The organism is Arenibacter sp. F20364, from assembly GCF_023015905.1.
In the GTDB taxonomy this organism is placed as follows: Bacteria; Bacteroidota; Bacteroidia; order Flavobacteriales; family Flavobacteriaceae; genus Arenibacter.
Genome location: NZ_JALKBD010000016.1, coordinates 1 through 16,467, shown reverse-complemented (window position 1 = coordinate 16,467; position 16,467 = coordinate 1). Strand labels below are relative to the sequence as shown.

13 protein-coding genes are annotated in these 16,467 nt (G+C 41.6%); 11 read left to right on the top strand and 2 right to left on the bottom strand.

All coding sequences use genetic code 11. From position 1 onward, the window contains the following. The first annotated feature begins 41 nt into the window (after nucleotides 1-41). From MWU84_RS13985 to MWU84_RS13955, 7 genes are all read left to right on the top strand, one after another. Nucleotides 42-635, top strand: coding sequence for an NTP transferase domain-containing protein (locus MWU84_RS13985; protein WP_246902375.1), 594 nt, complete (start codon nucleotides 42-44; stop codon nucleotides 633-635). 50 nt (nucleotides 636-685) lie between these two features. Further along, entirely contained in the window at nucleotides 686-1,762 is a 1,077-nt protein-coding gene (locus tag MWU84_RS13980; protein ID WP_246902373.1) for a HesA/MoeB/ThiF family protein, read from the top strand. Between the two features lie 44 nt (nucleotides 1,763-1,806). Continuing rightward, a complete protein-coding gene (locus tag MWU84_RS13975; RefSeq protein ID WP_246902364.1) occupies nucleotides 1,807-2,673 on the top strand; it encodes a polysaccharide deacetylase family protein in 867 nt (288 codons plus the stop codon). A 31-nt stretch (nucleotides 2,674-2,704) separates the two neighbouring features. After that, nucleotides 2,705-3,904, top strand: coding sequence for a molybdopterin molybdotransferase MoeA (locus tag MWU84_RS13970; RefSeq protein ID WP_246902361.1), 1,200 nt, complete (start codon nucleotides 2,705-2,707; stop codon nucleotides 3,902-3,904). A gap of 2 nt (nucleotides 3,905-3,906) precedes the next feature. Beyond that, nucleotides 3,907-4,917: an XdhC/CoxI family protein gene (locus tag MWU84_RS13965; RefSeq protein WP_246902359.1), complete on the top strand. Its 1,011-nt coding sequence runs from the start codon at nucleotides 3,907-3,909 to the stop codon at nucleotides 4,915-4,917. After that, nucleotides 4,917-5,531: a nucleotidyltransferase family protein gene (locus MWU84_RS13960; RefSeq protein ID WP_246902357.1), complete on the top strand. Its 615-nt coding sequence runs from the start codon at nucleotides 4,917-4,919 to the stop codon at nucleotides 5,529-5,531. Before MWU84_RS13965 ends, MWU84_RS13960 begins: the two co-directional genes overlap by 1 nt. Before the next feature lie 517 nt (nucleotides 5,532-6,048). Continuing rightward, the gene (locus tag MWU84_RS13955) at nucleotides 6,049-7,143 is read left to right on the top strand and encodes an amidohydrolase family protein (RefSeq protein WP_246902355.1); all 1,095 of its coding nucleotides are present in this window, start codon (nucleotides 6,049-6,051) and stop codon (nucleotides 7,141-7,143) included. An 18-nt stretch (nucleotides 7,144-7,161) separates the two neighbouring features. Here the strand turns inward: MWU84_RS13955 and MWU84_RS13950 are convergent, their stop codons facing one another. Next, nucleotides 7,162-7,302 carry a hypothetical protein gene (locus tag MWU84_RS13950; protein WP_246902353.1) on the bottom strand — a complete coding sequence of 47 codons (141 nt, stop codon included), beginning with the start codon at nucleotides 7,300-7,302 and terminating at the stop codon, nucleotides 7,162-7,164. 784 nt (nucleotides 7,303-8,086) lie between these two features. On the opposite strand from MWU84_RS13950, the gene MWU84_RS13945 reads away from it, so the two are divergent. Both MWU84_RS13945 and MWU84_RS13940 read left to right on the top strand, forming a co-directional pair. Next, complete coding sequence (locus MWU84_RS13945) at nucleotides 8,087-8,632, top strand: hypothetical protein (protein ID WP_246902351.1); 546 nt, start codon at nucleotides 8,087-8,089, stop codon at nucleotides 8,630-8,632. A 210-nt stretch (nucleotides 8,633-8,842) separates the two neighbouring features. Next, nucleotides 8,843-11,074 carry a TonB-dependent receptor gene (locus MWU84_RS13940; RefSeq protein WP_246902349.1) on the top strand — a complete coding sequence of 744 codons (2,232 nt, stop codon included), beginning with the start codon at nucleotides 8,843-8,845 and terminating at the stop codon, nucleotides 11,072-11,074. 532 nt (nucleotides 11,075-11,606) lie between these two features. Here the strand turns inward: MWU84_RS13940 and recQ are convergent. Then, nucleotides 11,607-13,733, bottom strand: coding sequence for a DNA helicase RecQ (gene recQ, locus MWU84_RS13935; protein ID WP_246902347.1), 2,127 nt, complete (start codon nucleotides 13,731-13,733; stop codon nucleotides 11,607-11,609). Nucleotides 13,734-13,933: 200 nt separating this feature from the next. On the opposite strand from recQ, the gene MWU84_RS13930 reads away from it, so the two are divergent. Together MWU84_RS13930 and MWU84_RS13925 are read left to right on the top strand one after the other, a co-directional pair. Then, nucleotides 13,934-15,013, top strand: a complete 1,080-nt coding sequence (locus MWU84_RS13930) for a metallophosphoesterase (RefSeq protein ID WP_246902345.1) — start codon at nucleotides 13,934-13,936, stop codon at nucleotides 15,011-15,013. A gap of 204 nt (nucleotides 15,014-15,217) precedes the next feature. Continuing rightward, the gene (locus MWU84_RS13925) at nucleotides 15,218-16,006 is read left to right on the top strand and encodes a hypothetical protein (protein ID WP_246902343.1); all 789 of its coding nucleotides are present in this window, start codon (nucleotides 15,218-15,220) and stop codon (nucleotides 16,004-16,006) included. Nucleotides 16,007-16,467 lie beyond the last annotated feature (461 nt).

The following is a 16,467-nucleotide window of genomic DNA, read 5'->3' as shown; positions in this document are numbered from 1 at the left end:
ATCTTGTTCTTGGCACAGCAATTAAAAGACAACTACAAATAATGAGCTCCTCAAAAATATATGGTCTTGTACTTACCGGCGGAAAAAGTACCAGAATGGGAACGGACAAAGGATTGATAGAATATCATGGTATACCACAACGGGAATACCTATACCAACTCCTGCAGACGGTATGCGACAACGTTTATATGAGCATCCGAGGAGAACAGGCTTCCGAATTCTCGTCAGAGCACCAACTAATTGTTGATCAAAACCAATACAAAGGACCCTATAACGGACTTTTAAGCGCCCACAATTTTAACCCAAATGTAGCTTGGTTGGTTTTGGCCTGCGATTTGCCCTTGATGGACAAACAAGCACTTGAACAGTTGATCGGGACTAGAGATCCTGACAAAATAGCCACTGCCTTTGCCACTAGGGAAAGTGGCCTACCTGAACCACTATGCGCCATTTGGGAACCTACAGGTTTAAAAAAATCCTTGGATTATCTGGAGAACGGGCCAGGTACTTGCCCTCGTAAATTCCTGATCAATGAGAATGTTAAGTTGGTATTTCCAGAGAACGAAGAAGTGTTGTGGAATGCCAACTTCAAGGAAGATTATGAAAAGGTACTGCTAAAACTTTCACCAAATTAATTTGGACCAAAGAGGTATAGAACATGTAAAATTAATATTGTTACCTAGAGATGGATTTCAATAGATATCAAAGACAGACCGTTTTAAAAGATTTTGGACCGGAAGCCCAACAAAAGCTGAAAGACTCCAGTATTTTGGTCGTTGGAGCCGGTGGCCTGGGAATTCCTGCGCTCTTATACCTGAATGCCATGGGGGTAGGCACCATAGGCATTGTGGAACAGGATATAGTTGAAATTACCAATCTTCAGCGCCAGGTCCTATATACCGAAAGTGATCTTGGAAGGCCTAAAATAGAGGTGGTGCTGGAACGATTAAGGCTACAGAATTCAACATCAAAATTTAAGACATTTGACACATTTCTTACCAGGAACAATGCCTTGGAAATCATTTCACAATTTGATATTGTACTGGATGGATCCGATAATTTCCCAACACGGTACTTGATCAACGATGCCTGTGTAATCTTAAAAAAACCATTTGTTTCCGGTGCCATTCAAGGCTTCGAGGGACAACTTAGCGTCTTTAATTATAAAGGCGGCCCAACCTATAGATGTTTGTTTCCAAACATGCCTTCCTTAGAAGAAATCCCGAATTGCAATGATAATGGGGTGTTGGGGGTGATTCCTGGAATCATAGGAAATCTTCAGGCCTTGGAAGCTGTAAAAGCAACAACCGGAGTAGGAGAAGTTCTTAGTGGCAAGTTATTGTTGTTCAATGGTTTAAATCAAGCTTACCAAACCATTAATTTCAATCTTCAACCTAAAAATGCGACTATAAAAAAACTCCTAAAATCCTATGGGGCGGAGCTATGTGAAACAAGTCCAAGCATAAGTGTTGCGGAAATTGAACAGAAAATAAGCAGTGGTAAGTCCGTTCAAATAATCGATGTAAGAACCAAAACGGAATTCGAAAATTTTTCCTTGTCACAAGTAAAAGCAGTAAATATCCCTCTGAATGAGTTAAAGGGCAGAATAAACGAATTGGATTTCCAAAGCCCCGTCTATTTGCTTTGTCAGTCCGGAAAAAGAAGTGAAATGGCATTTAGGCTTTTATTGGAACAAAACAAACAACTTAAACTTTTCAATATTGAAGGGGGAGTGGACAGATTCCTTGCCCTTCACGGATAAAATTAATTTTAACCTGGCTAAGGCTGTTTAAACAACCAAATTACATGGCTAAGCATTACGACCTGGAACGATTGGGATACGGCAAAAATGATATCCTGTTAATGATTCATGCCGATGACGCTGGATTATCCTGTTCGGAAAATGCAGCTACTATACAAGCCCTGGAAATGGGAATTGTAAATTCCTATAGTATAATGGTGCCTTGTCCCTGGTTTCGGGATATGGCCAATTTCGCCAAACATCACCCTCATTTCGACTGTGGTATCCATTTAACCTTGACCTGCGAATGGAAGCACTATAAATTTGGTCCGTTGCTGCCGTATTCCGAAGTGCCAAGCTTGGTGGACGATCACGGGTTTTTCCATGCCAAAAGGGAGTTGGTTAAGAAATTGGCCAAACCCCAAGAGGTTAAAAAAGAACTTAAGGCGCAAATTGATACGGCATTGGCAGCTGGAATCAAACCCACCCATTTGGATTCACATATGTTCACCTTGGGCTTAACCAAAGAACTCTTGGAGGTCTACAGGGAGTTGGGCAAAGAATACCACCTGCCTATTTTTTTAAGCGATCAGTTGCTTATGGATATTGGGAACCCTGATGCGCTCCTAGAATCGGATAACATAGTGAATGAAGTGCACCTAGGTAATTTAAAGGCCATGAAAAGTACCGGTTTGGCTGAATTGTATACCCAAAAGATCAATACCCTTAAGGCGGGCTTAAATGTGATTTTGATCCACCCAGCCTTTGACAATATGGAAATGAAACAAATCTGCGTGGACCATCCCAATTTTGGTTCCCAATGGCGGCAAATGGATTTTGATTTCTTTACTAATCCCGATACGGCAAATTTGTTAAAAGAAAAGAACGTAAAACCCATAACTTGGCGAGAAATACAAAAGATAACCCTTTAACAAATCTCCTATTAATTGTACCTTGTGTTCCATGATTTCCTATAAAGACGCGTATAAAAAAGTATTGGACCTATCCCAGGACTTTGGCAATGAACAGGTTTCCCTACAAAAAGTTATGGGACGTATACTTGCAGAAGATATTATTGCCGATAGAAATTTTCCGCCATTTAACAGGGCAACCAAAGACGGCATTGCTATAAATTACGATGCCATTGAAAAAGGCCTGACTACTTTTAAAATAGAAGGGGTATTGGCTGCAGGCATGCCGTCCCAACAATTAAAGGACAGTGATAATTGTATTGAAATAATGACCGGGGCCGTGGTTCCCAACGATGCGGATACCGTAGTGATGTACGAACATCTCATTATTGAAAACGGATCGGCCACCCTTACCAAAAACCCAACCCGGGGACAGGACATTCACCTGAACGGCAGCGATCAGAAAAAAGGAGATCTGGTTTTGGAAAAACACAGTGCTATTTCAGCTGCAGAAATAGGGGTCTTGGCTGCTGTGGGCAAAGCATCGATCTCAGTAAGAACACTTCCAAAAGTGGCCATTGTTTCCACTGGCAACGAACTGGTAGAAGTAGAAGAGATGCCCTTGCCCCACCAAATACGAAAATCCAATATCCATACCTTGTTTGCAGCTCTATCCCAAGAGGGTATTGCCCCTAACAAACTACACCTGCCTGATGAAAAAGACCACATAAAAAAAACACTTGACAATACATTAAAAGAGCATAACGCCGTGCTTTTGAGCGGCGGGGTGTCCAAGGGCAAGTTCGACTTTATTCCGCAAGTATTGGATGAACTGGGCGTAGAAAAAATATTTCACGGGGTATTTCAACGGCCCGGTAAACCATTTTGGTTCGGAATTCAAAGAGAAACAAAAACAGTTGTTTTTTCCTTTCCGGGAAATCCTGTATCGACCTTTGCTAATTATAATGTCTACTTCAGGGATTGGTTAAAACGATCCTTGGGAGTGCCGCTGCCAAAAATTGATGTAATTTTAAAGGAAGCTGTAGCCGTAAAAGGGGATTTAACTTTGTTGTTAAGAGCTAAAATTGCATTTAACCAAGGGCATTTAATTGCTTCTTTGGTAAAAGAGAATGGATCTGGCGACCTCTGCAGCTTGGTGGATACAGATGGATTTATAGTCCTCGAACCTAGGAGTAATACATATGAAGTAGGGGAGTTGGTCCCTTTTGTCCCGACCAGAGATTTATTATAATTATGACACACGAACTAAAAAAAATTATACGCGAATATCAATCTGCCACTTCCAAGGGCCTAAAATGTGTTTTAGCCACCGTTGTGGCACTGGACGGCTCCTCTTACCGGAGACCTGGGGTTAGAATGTTGATATTGGAAGACGGACATTTGATCGGTGCTGTAAGTGGTGGGTGTGTTGAAAAGGAAGTAGTAAGACAGGCACAGTCCGTTTTTGCCGATGATATATCCAAGGTAATGACCTATGACGGTCGATATAGACTTGGGTGTGAGGGTATTCTTTATATTTTACTGGAGGCCTTTAGACCTGATAAGGTATTCTTGGAAACTTTTGAACAAACCATTGCATTAAGACAGCGTTTTAAAATACAATCCTTTTTTGAAAAAAAAGAGGGCTCCAATGCCAACTACGGCTCCATGGTCATATTTAGTCAAGAGCAATTGCCGCTATTGCCAGGGTTCCGTACCCAAGAGAAGCTTGAGGTATTTGAGCAAAGCATGAAACCCTGTTTTAAGCTATTTATTGTTGGTGCCGAGCATGATAGCGTACAGTTATGCAATTTTGCTGCCATGGCCGGATGGGAAGTCACCATTATAGCCGACCCCTCCGAGGAGAAAAATATTTTGGATTTTGAAGGTGCCCATGATTTTTTGGGCATATTGCCCGAGGGCTTTCCTTTGGCCGAAGTGGATCAACATACCGCCATTATCCTCATGAACCATAGCTACTCTAAAGACTTAAAGTATTTGTTGACATTAAAGGATTCAAAACCCATATATTTAGGACTTTTAGGGCCTCATAAAAGAAGGGAAAAACTATTCAACGAACTAATGGAACTTAGCCCGGAGATTACCTACGATTTTCTGGACGGAATCCATGGCCCGGCCGGTCTCAATATTGGGGCCGAGACCCCTCAGGAAATTGCCATAGCTATTATTGCCGAAATTTTATCGGTCGTCAGGAACAAAGAACCTATGCTCTTGAAAAATAAAGAAACCGGGATTCACGATTAATGACTAAACTATCCAATATAGCCATTTTGATCATGGCGGCCGGGACTTCCTCCCGCATGAAGGCCATAAAGCAATTGTTGCCCTGGGAAGACAGCACTTTTATAGGTAATGCCTTAAAAAATGCACAAAATTCCAAGGCTAGCAACGTGTTGACGGTTTTGGGGGCCTATACCCATGAAATAAAGGAAGTAACCGATTTCTCTGGTACGGCATGCGTCCATAACCCCAACTGGAAAATGGGATTGGGAAACTCCATCGCCTGGGGTACGAAACAGCTTCTGGAGCAGGACCAAGGATATGATGGTATTTTAGTGATGTTGACAGACCAACCCTTGATAGACGTACCATATTTAAATACGCTGATCGATACTTTTTCCAATTCCCAACATACCATAGTGGCCACCCAATATGACAATAGGGTAGGAGTACCCGCCATTTTTGGGAAAATCCATTTTGAGGCACTATTGGAATTGAATTCAGATTTTGGGGCTAGGGATATTATCAAAACCAAGCTTAAGGATGTTTTAAGTATTTCCGCTGACGGAAAAGAGCTGGATATTGATACCAAGGAGGAATACGAGAAGGTGAGAAGGGGCCTAGATTCTGGAGACTAGAGTCTGGACATTTGGTTATTCCCAAATTCCTTTACAGTGTTTCATAATAGAGTTGGCAGTAGCGGTTGGCAGTAGGCAGGTTCAAGGACTCATATATTAACGCTGTCCGTTAAAGCGGAGTCGGGAACTGCATATAAGCAATACTACGGTTTAAGAATTCAAAATGCGTTGGCCAAAACCAAATACCTCATTGCGATCCTGCCTATCGGTAGATAGGGAGCTAGGGCGAAGAAGCAATCTCTTTCTTAATAAGTTGGCAGCGGTAAAAAGACAATCTCTCCATTAACAAACAAATTGCCACGCTACGTCTACCTGGTGGTAGCCTTGCTCGCAATGACGTCAAAAAGTGGTGAGTATTACGGTTCAAGGTGGAAAAAACCGCAATACAGAAAGAGACAAACTCAAAACAACAGTTGCAACCCTATTGGCATGGATTCATTTTCCAAATACTTTTTTGCTTCAAACTTTTAGGTTGTCCGTTATATAACATAAATTTAGAATCTAATTTAATGACGAAATGACTTTTAAGAATTTAGCCCCCCTTTGTATTTTGCTTATTATCTTTTCCAATGAAGCCTTGTCCCAGAACATGAGTTTCGAGGAATACAATCCTGTTTCTACCCTGAAAGTGCCGGGAAAGGAAATACATAGGGCCAAATTCCCATTTATAGATGTTCATGGCCATCAGTATCAAATGCCAACACAGGACCTATCCCTACTTATCAGTGATATGGATAAACTCAACTTGGGAATCATGGTCAACCTCAGTGGTGGGTCCGGGGAAAGGATAAAACAATCTCTGGAAAACATAAAGAACCATTATCCCAACAGATTTGCGGTTTTTGCCAATGTGGATTTTGATGGAGTTGGCAAACCCGGCTGGTCGGACAAGGCCGTGGCCCAATTGGAGGCGGATATTAAGAACGGAGCCAAAGGACTTAAGGTCTATAAGAGTCTAGGGTTACGGAATACCGACACCTCGGGAAAACGATTGGCCGTAGATGATGACCGTTTAGGTGCCATTTGGGAAAAATGTGGTGAATTGGGCGTCCCGGTACTTATCCACTCCGCAGACCCGAAACCCTTTTGGGATGAAGTAAATTCGGATAACGAGAGATGGTTGGAACTAAAAACACACCCCCGTAGAAAACGCTCGGATACAGATCCAGCTTCCTGGGAACAAATTATTGGGGAGCAGCACAGAATGTTTAAAAAACACCCAAATACAAAGTTTATCAATGCCCATATGGGATGGTATGCCAATGATCTGGGTACTTTGGGGAAATTAATGGACGAAATGCCCAATATGTATGTCGGTATAGGGGCCATCATTGCGGAACTGGGCCGACAACCCAAAAATGCCCATAATTTTTTTGTGAAATATCAGGACCGAGTCCTATTTGGTAAGGACAGTTGGAAACCGGAAGAATTCCCTACCTATTTTCGGGTATTGGAATCCGATGACGAATATTTTCCATATCACAAAAAATACCATGCTTTCTGGGCCATGTACGGAATGAACCTACCGGATGAAGTACTTAAAAAGTTATACTACAAGAATGCGTTGAAACTCATTCCTGGATTGGACAAGAGCTTGTTCCCAAAAGATTAAAAATACGCTAAAGGGCTGCTATTTCAGCTCTTCAGGCTTTTGAATCTTTTCGAATTTGCCATATTCCTGAAAAATACCACATGAATCCGGTCTTTTTACAAGAGATAGTTCTTTTTTTCTTTTAGCCAAAGCTTCAATTTGTGGTGATAAAAATGACATATCTAACTTTTTTTGTGATATAAAATTACTTTTTTTTAAGAACGCATTTGGAATTAAATTGTTGTTTAATTGTTAATTTTTTTGCTCTATATCTACGGCTATATCGCTCCCCAGACAATCCCAATAAGGATTTAAAAATATTTTACAATTAGTATTTAAAGTTGTAAAACTATGTAAATCAATTACTTAAATATCATACTATAAACTAATGATCACACCATCAATCCAATGGGCCCTATTCCAATTTTGTTAGAACTTTCTACACTTATAAATGTCTATCATCTAGACCCTTGGTTCTTTTTAATCCCATTTCTCATTACTCCTTGCCTTTGGCCTGATCCATTTCCGAATGGTCAAAAACTTAAGTCTCCTCCCTTGTAACGAAAGGAGATAGCTTCGTTATTGCCGAAAACAGAGGGTTGTGAAAATCCAAAGATTATACCACCGCAGTCACTTCGACATGAGCCTTTTTCAGGCGATTGAGAAGTCGCACATACTACTTATAACCAACTATTAAAATTTCGTTAGAACTTTCTTCTTTCGACACTTATAAATACCTATCATCTAGGATCTAGGCTTTTGGATCTTTGTATTCCCACTTCTCAATACTCAATACTCAATACTACCTTCTTCAGATCCTCCATATCCAATCTTCGATTCTGGACAATTACTTTAGAATGTTTCACCCTATTTTAACAGTTAAATCGCTGTGATTTTATATTTTTCCGCGAAAAACAAACCCATCGCATAAATTTTCCGTAGGTAGAGTATAAAAAAGGTATCCGTGACCCAGAAAAATGTACAAGGCTTGAGGCCGTGGTTGTTCAAAAGTGTAGCTGTCTTTATGGGCATCTGCTATCTAGTGGCCCCCTTGCAGCAGGAATTACCGGAACTGATGCACTTTTTGTCCCATAGACTTCATCAAGGATTAGGTCATCACTCCATTGCCTCCCACACCCACGATTTTAATGACCATGACGGGCAGGGTAAATCCCAAGATGGGACATCAAACTATTCCACAGAAGCCCACGAGCATAAAGGAGCAATTGAAATAGGCCTAAATGGCCATTCCCACCCACACAATTCAGAATCCCACAGTCATGAGGTTATAGATTTCGTGAATATGGCATTTAGCGCTTCTATCCCAGATCATCAAGACAATAAAAAGATGGAAGTACAGTCGGATTATGACAAGCATCTGGTGGTTGCAATGTACATTACTTACCAGCCTATACCGACATTTGAAAAAACCCATTTTTCCAACATAAAGGAAAACACTTCAAAAGGAATACATTATCCATCAGTACCTCCCCCAAGACCACTTTGTTAATTTTCGGGGCATGATAATTATTGAAAGGAATCCAAGGGCTACTCTGTGCTTATTTGGTTTTCCTAGGCATTGTTATTGCCAGCTCCCAAGACACTTTAAAAAATAGGCATTCATCATCTTCTTGTTAAGGCTAAACCCCTAAACAGGATATATATGCCATAAAATATATATCAGGAATAGCGGCTGGCTATTCTGAAAAAAACTATAACAATGATTAAAAATACCTTTTGTTTATTTCTCCTTTTGCTTTCTAGCGCCTTAAGTGCCCATACTATAAATGGAACAATAATCGGCCAAAACAACCTTCCCCTAAGTGGAGTAGGAGTGTACAATAAGAATACCGGAAATTATACCTACAGCAATAATTCCGGGGCCTTTAGTTTGGCCAACGTAAGCATTAATGATCGCATCTATTTTTATAGTCTTGGCTTTAAGAATAAAGAACTTCTCATAACCGAAAGTCAATTGGATACCACTCTTGAGATCGTCTTGGAGGAAGCTGCGGTTTCTTTGGATCAAGTAGTATTGGTATCCAATATAAACGCTATGAGTAGCTTCGTAAACGTAGACGTCAAAAATAACCCCGTCAAATCCTCTCAAGAAATCCTTAGAAAAGTCCCTGGCCTGATCATTGGTCAGCATGCCGGTGGCGGTAAGGCCGAACAAATTTTCCTAAGAGGATTTGATATAGACCACGGAACGGATATCGCTATAAATGTGGATGGTTTGCCCGTAAACATGGTTTCCCATGCCCATGGTCAGGGTTACGCCGATATGCATTTTATAATACCGGAAACCATAGATCATATAGATTTTGGAAAAGGGCCTTACTATGCCGATAAAGGAAACTTTAATACGGCCGGATATGTGGATCTGACCACCAAGAAGACTTTGGATAAAAATGTGGTTAGCATGGAAGTCGGCAAGTATAATACCCTACGGGGTTTGGGGATGCTGAAACTCTTGGAAAGCGATAATGACAATGCCTATATAGCCTCTGAATATATGATTTCTGATGGCGTCTTTGAATCTCCACAGAATTTCAATAGAATAAACATTATGGGCCGGTATAACCATAAGGACGATGCCGGAAACGAAGTGAATCTGACCGCCTCGCACTTTCAGAGCAAATGGGATGCCTCGGGACAAATTCCCCAACGGGCAGTAGACAACGGAAGCATTGGTCGGTTTGGCGCCATAGACGATACGGAAGGGGGCAATACCAGCCGCACCAACCTTTTGTTAAACCATGACAAACAATTGGACCAGCACAGTCGGTTTAAATCCAAGTTTTTTATTTCAAAATATGATTTTGAACTTTATTCCAATTTTACATTTTTCCTTGAGGATCCCGTGAATGGCGATCAAATAAAGCAAAAGGAAAATAGAACCCTCATTGGAGGAGAAACCAGTTATGATAAAACCATACACTTGGACCACAATAATTCTCAATTCCGATTCAATACGGGTATAGGCTTTAGATACGACGACATTAACGAGGTAGAGCTTTCCCATACCCTAAACAGGAAGACTACCTTGGACCGACTTGCATATGGCAATATTGATGAGTTGAATGCCTATGGATTCTTAAATATAAATTACAAAATCAACAAGTGGAACATTAATCCTGGTGTACGTCTGGATTATTTAAAATTCGATTATGAAAATCTATTGACGGAGGCCTATGACCAATCCAGTGAAAACAAGCTCATCATCAGTCCCAAGCTAAACGCTATTTACCAGGCGTCCCAGGACCTTCAGTTGTATGCAAAAACGGGTATCGGTTTTCATTCCAATGACACCAGGGTAGTAACCGCCAATAGCGGTGAAGAAATATTGCCGTTGGCATTTGGGTCGGATATTGGAACTATTTACAAGCCCAAAGACCGATTGGTATTAAATATAGCGCTCTGGCATCTTTTTTTGGAGCAGGAGTTTGTATATGTAGGTGATGCGGGTATTGTGGAACCCAGTGGTAAAACCAAACGGTATGGGGTGGACTTTGGAGCTCGGTATCAGTTAACCGACTGGTTGTACGCCTATGGCGATGTTAATTACACTTATGCCAGAAGCTCGGAAGACCCAAGTGGGGAGGATTATATTCCCTTGGCGCCCGACCTGACTTCTTCTGGAGGAATTACCTTTAAGGGGCTTAAAAACTTCTCGGGGGGAGTGAACTATCGCTTTATCAAGGACAGACCGGCCAATGAAGATAATTCCATTATTGCTCGAGGGTATTTTGTAACCGATTTCAATCTGAATTATTCATGGAAGAATTGGAATTTTGGACTCATCGTAGATAACCTTTTTGATACGGAATGGAACGAGACCCAATTTGCGACCACCAGTAGATTGTTCAACGAAACGGAAGCCGTAGAGGAAATCCATTTTACCCCTGGGACACCTTTTTTTGTCAGAGGCAAGGTATCCCTTAGTTTTTAAATGCAATTGTAACCATTTTTTAGCTCCTTCCCTAAAGAAAGGGCCCTGAACCCCTTCCGTATTCTCCACCTTCCCTTACTTAGGGGAAGGAGCTTTTTTGTTTCGCTCTGATTAGAGGCTTTCAATCCCATCAAGTGTTCTCGATACAAAATGCCTACTGGCATTCCACTCGAACTGACGATGGTACTTTCAACCTTGAACCCTGAACTTCAACCCACCGACCGGAGCTACCCGTCACTTCGAGTGATTTTGCATAACGAAGTGGAGCAAAATTGTATCGAGAAGTATTTTAAATAAGGAACTGCAAACTGCTAACCATCAGCTATTTACTGATTACTGTTTAACACTCCCTTGTAACACCGATTTCGACTACGCCCGCCTACCGGCCGGGCAGGCCTGCCTTGCCGGTAGGCAGGCTCAATCTCCGTCCGGACCTTGAACTTTCTAATGCCCACTGCAAACTCTTTAAGCTGACTAAGCCTTGAACTTTGAACATTCAACTTTCCAACTCCGTACCCTACCTTATAACTCCTTATAAAATCGCCTCCTTTTCAATCACGGTCAGAGCGAGGCGGATGGTAGAATATTCCATTTTTTCTTTAAAATGCTCAAAATAGGGTTTTAGGCCTTCCGGGGTTTTAAGTTCTTTCTTGGCCTTGGCTACCTTGGCTACATCGTCTTTAGATATTAGTCGGTAGATATCAATGTCTTTCCCATCATGGTACAACTTTTCCAAATGGGCCAAAATGGTATTGGGCTTTAGGCCCCTGGTCTCCGCAATTTCTTCCACGGTTACCCCCGTCTTAAACAGCTCATAGGTTTCCAAAGCGGTATCCGATTTTCTGGTCTTCTTTTTCTTCTTCTTGGGTTTTGCTTCTACAAAGGCCTTGATTTCATTGATGAACATCTCCCCATAAACCTCCAATTTGCGTTGGCCCACCCCATTGATCTCTTTAAAAGCTTCACTGGTCACTGGCTTTTTGGACTCCATTTCCTTGAGGGTGGCATCGTTAAAAACCAAATAGGCAGGAATATTCTCCTCCAAGGAAATATGAAACCGCAATTGCCGAAGTTTTTCAAACAGGGAATTTTCATTGACTGGCTTGGACTTACTTCCCTTGCGGACCGCCATTTGTTCTTCTTTGGACAAGGGCTGACTCAATTGTACTTTGGCGTTATTGAACAATACAGCCTTGGCCAAATCCGTCAGACGCAAAACGTTGTTCTTATGGAAGGCAATCTCACAGAGGCCTTGGTTTATAAGCTGTATGGTATAATGCTGCCAATGGTTCCATGAAATATCCTTCCCTATGCCATAGGTCTTTATTTCCTGATAATTTTTATCCAGAATGTTGGCATTTTGGGCGCCCCTCAACACGTCTATTACTGTCCCCGTAGCTTCGGACTCCTTTAGTCTGGCTATAGTAGATAAAACCTTTTGCGCTATTATCGTACCATCAAAAAACTGCGGTGGATTTTTACAGACGTCGCAATTGCCACAATCGGCCTGTAAATACTCCCCAAAATAACTCAATAAAATCTTTCTTCTACAACTCGATGCTTCCGAAAACTGCTTCATGCGTTCCAACTTGGCCAGCTGCACCTCCTCATTGGTGGCCCCTGCGGCAAATCTTTGCAACTGGATTACATCGGCATAACTGTGGAACAAAAGGGCATGCGCCGGTAGACCGTCCCTTCCGGACCTGCCAATTTCCTGATAATAGCCCTCAATATTTTTGGGCATATTATAATGTATTACCCAGCGTACATTGGATTTGTCTATCCCCATCCCAAAGGCAATGGTAGCACATACGATCTGGGTCTTGTCGAAAATAAAATCTTCCTGTACTTTGTTGCGACTTTCAAAATCCAAACCGGCATGGTAGGCCGCTGCCTTGATACCGTTATTGCGGATCTTTTCGACCAGGGTTTCGGTGGATTTTCGACTCAAACAATATATAATGCCAGATTCATCCGGCCGCTGCTCTATAAATTGAAGTATTTGGGAGACCCTATCGTGTGCTGCCCTTACTTCCAGGGCTATATTTTTTCTATCAAAAGAAGCCAAATACTGCTGTGCCTTGGGAATCTGCAATTGTTCCAAAATATCCTGACGGGTTGCTTTATCCGCAGTAGCTGTTAAAGCAATTATCGGCGTTAGGGGCAGGGATGCCTTTAAAAATCCCAATTGTTGGTAAGACGGCCTAAAATCGTGCCCCCAGGAGGAAATACAGTGTGCCTCGTCCACCGCCACACAACTAACAAATTCCTCTTTTAAAATAGGGGATAGGCCCTGTAAACTTTCCGGGGCCACATATAGTAATTTTAGTTCCCCCTTATGGGTGCGGTCCAAAATAGCCTGTTGTTCCTCGGCAGACTGACTACTATTAAAAAAAGCTGCCGGGATACCGTTGGCAATAAGTCCATCTACCTGATCCTTCATCAAAGCAATCAAAGGGGAAATCACTAGGGTAGTGCCATCGAACAAGAGGGAAGGCAACTGAAAACAAATGGACTTTCCACCACCGGTAGGCATGATTACCAAACAATCCTCCTTTTTTAAAACAGAAGTAATAATGGCCTCTTGTTGCTTTCTAAAGCGGTCATAACCAAAGTACTTTTTTAGGTAAGGAATTAATTCCTTCTGGAAATCGGGCATGGGTATCGTTAAAACTTTTGTAAGGAACGAAAATAATCATATTTGAAGTCCTATAACAACTTTCACGGTCTTAAAATCCCAAAAACCAAACCAAGGCCTGGGAAACATGAAAGCAGTGGCTCATGGCCTATGGTTAATGGCTTTTTTATCTTTGCTAAAAAGGTTAAATTTATCCACTGCAACCTTAATAATCGACCAAAATGAACCTTAAACACCGCTATTGTCTTTTTGTTTTCTCCCTTATCACACTGTCCACGGCCTTAAAGGCACAAGAAACCTATGCCCCGCCCAAATTGTCCAATCCGGACTCTTGGTCCATTATATTGGTTCCGGATACCCAGACCTACGTGAAATTTGAAAGAAACCAGGGCACCTTGGAAACCATGACGGCCTGGATCAGTGAAAATATTGATGCCCTAAATATAAAAATGGTGTTGTGTACGGGCGATTTGGTAGAGCAGAACGAACTTCTGGTGCCAGATGACGTAAATGGAAATATGCCCAGTAGGGACCAATGGAGGGCCGTGTCTCACGCCTTTGAGCGTCTGGATGGGAAAGTACCCTATATCCTGGCGGCAGGAAACCACGATTTTGGCTATAAAAGTGTGGAAAACAGACAATCCAATTACGGCCAGTATTTTCCCGTGCATAGAAACTTATTGAATGTAAAGGCCTTACGGGCCGCGGGGAAGAACATAGACGGCCTGCCTTCGGTAGAAAATGCCACCTATGAACTGGTATCTCCCCAACAAAGAAAATTTTTATTCCTGAACCTGGAGTTCGCGCCTAGGGACACTATTTTGCAGTGGGCCAACAATGAGATTTCTAAAGAAATTTATAAAGATCATACCGTGGTAATGCTAACCCATTCCTATCTAAATGCCCAAAACGAGCATATGGAAAAAGAGAATTATCCCATAGCCGATGCCAACTATGGCAAGGCCATCTGGGAAAAGCTGGTGGCACCTTCCAAAAATGTACAAATGGTTTTCTCTGGCCATATTGGCTCCCCTGATAATTTTAAGGCTCATACGGCATTTAGGGTGGATAGGAACGTTGCCGGAAAAAAGGTGAATCAAATTACGTTTAATGCCCAGGCTATTGGCGGCGGTTGGCATGGTAATGGGGGAGACGGTTGGCTACGGATTATGGAGTTTTTACCTGATGGAAAGACCGTGATTACCACTACATTTTCACCTTATTTCGCCATATCGCCCACTACACAAAAAATGGCCTATCAACGGGATGATTTTAACAATTTTAGCTTTCAACTGGATTAACTGCACCATAACATACTGCAAATCAAGTGGTTTTTTAATGGTCCAGATCCAAAAATCAAGGCTAAAATCGTCCTAAAACGAATACCTTTGTAAGATATTTCTTAATAAAACATACTGTAAGTCGAAAAATTGCGTTTTTCTTAACATAATAGTATATAAGGGCTTATTTTAGCCGCGTTAAATATGTTTTAAACCCCACAAACAATGAAAATATTTAATTATTTAGTTTTGATTTTCGGATTTATTTTGATCGCTGCTTGTAGCAATGATGCTGATAACGATTTAAATAATGAAAGTCTTACAAGCGAACAAGTTAAGTCGCAAATGCAGGTCAATTCCATTTCGGACGGATTGGACGAGATGGTTTCCGAATTGTTGATCAACGACAAAGCTGGAAAAAGTAACAAATCAAACACCGACTCTGCTTGTGCTGCCATCACATTTACCGAGGAAAGTATGTCGGTAGCCTATAACCAATGTATTATTCGCGGTAAGACCGTAAGTGGAACTATTGTTTTGACTGGAAACAATGGAAATACGGAGGGTAACACAGGGAGTTTTGAAGTTACTTTTACCGACTTTACCTTTAACGGCCATTTGCTGAACGGCACCAAGACCTTTTCTTTTGACTTTTCAGATTCCAACAGTCCAACCTTTACTGTAGTTACCGATGCCACCTTTGAGGATGCCAATGGCGACATTATTGATTGGAAGGGAAATAAAGTGCTTAGCTGGCATTTGGATCAGATCAATGCTGAAGGAGCCGATGTTACCTGTACAGGAGATTGGGATATTACTGTAAACGGTATTAAGTACGAATTTACAGTGGCCGAACCGCTTGGCGCTAACTTGGGTTGTGCCTTTATTACAACTGGTTTAATGCAGTTGGAAGTTGGTGATATGACGGCTTCCCTGGACTTTGGTACTGGCAGCTGTGATCAAAAAGGCACCGTTACCTATCCCAATGGCGAGACCGAGGAAGTAAGCTGGTAATAGCGATATAAACTTATTTAGATATATAAACCCCGATGAAATTCATCGGGGTTTCTTTTTTGATCAAAATGGGTAGTTATTCCATTGATAATAGAAGGGGAGTTCGGCATAAAAATATTTGTAAGACATTGATTTCGTGTAAATTCAAAAAAAATGTTACTGTCCCCTCGAGCCTGCTTGGTTGGCATCGGCTATTCGGACAGACAGGCAGGCTACCATTGACAACTTTACTAAACATTTTATAACCAATGTTTTGATATGATATCGTTTTAGCGGCCGAAAGTTATTTCAATTCTAATTTGGAGACAACGCTAGTCACTTCGACAGAGTCCCTTTTCGGGACGACGAGAAGTCGCACATACTGGCCGGGAGCTGGATGTGCGATTTCTCATATGCATTCGAAATGACGATCTGGAAACCTTCAGTTTATAACTCATACCTTTAACTGTCTCTCTACCTGT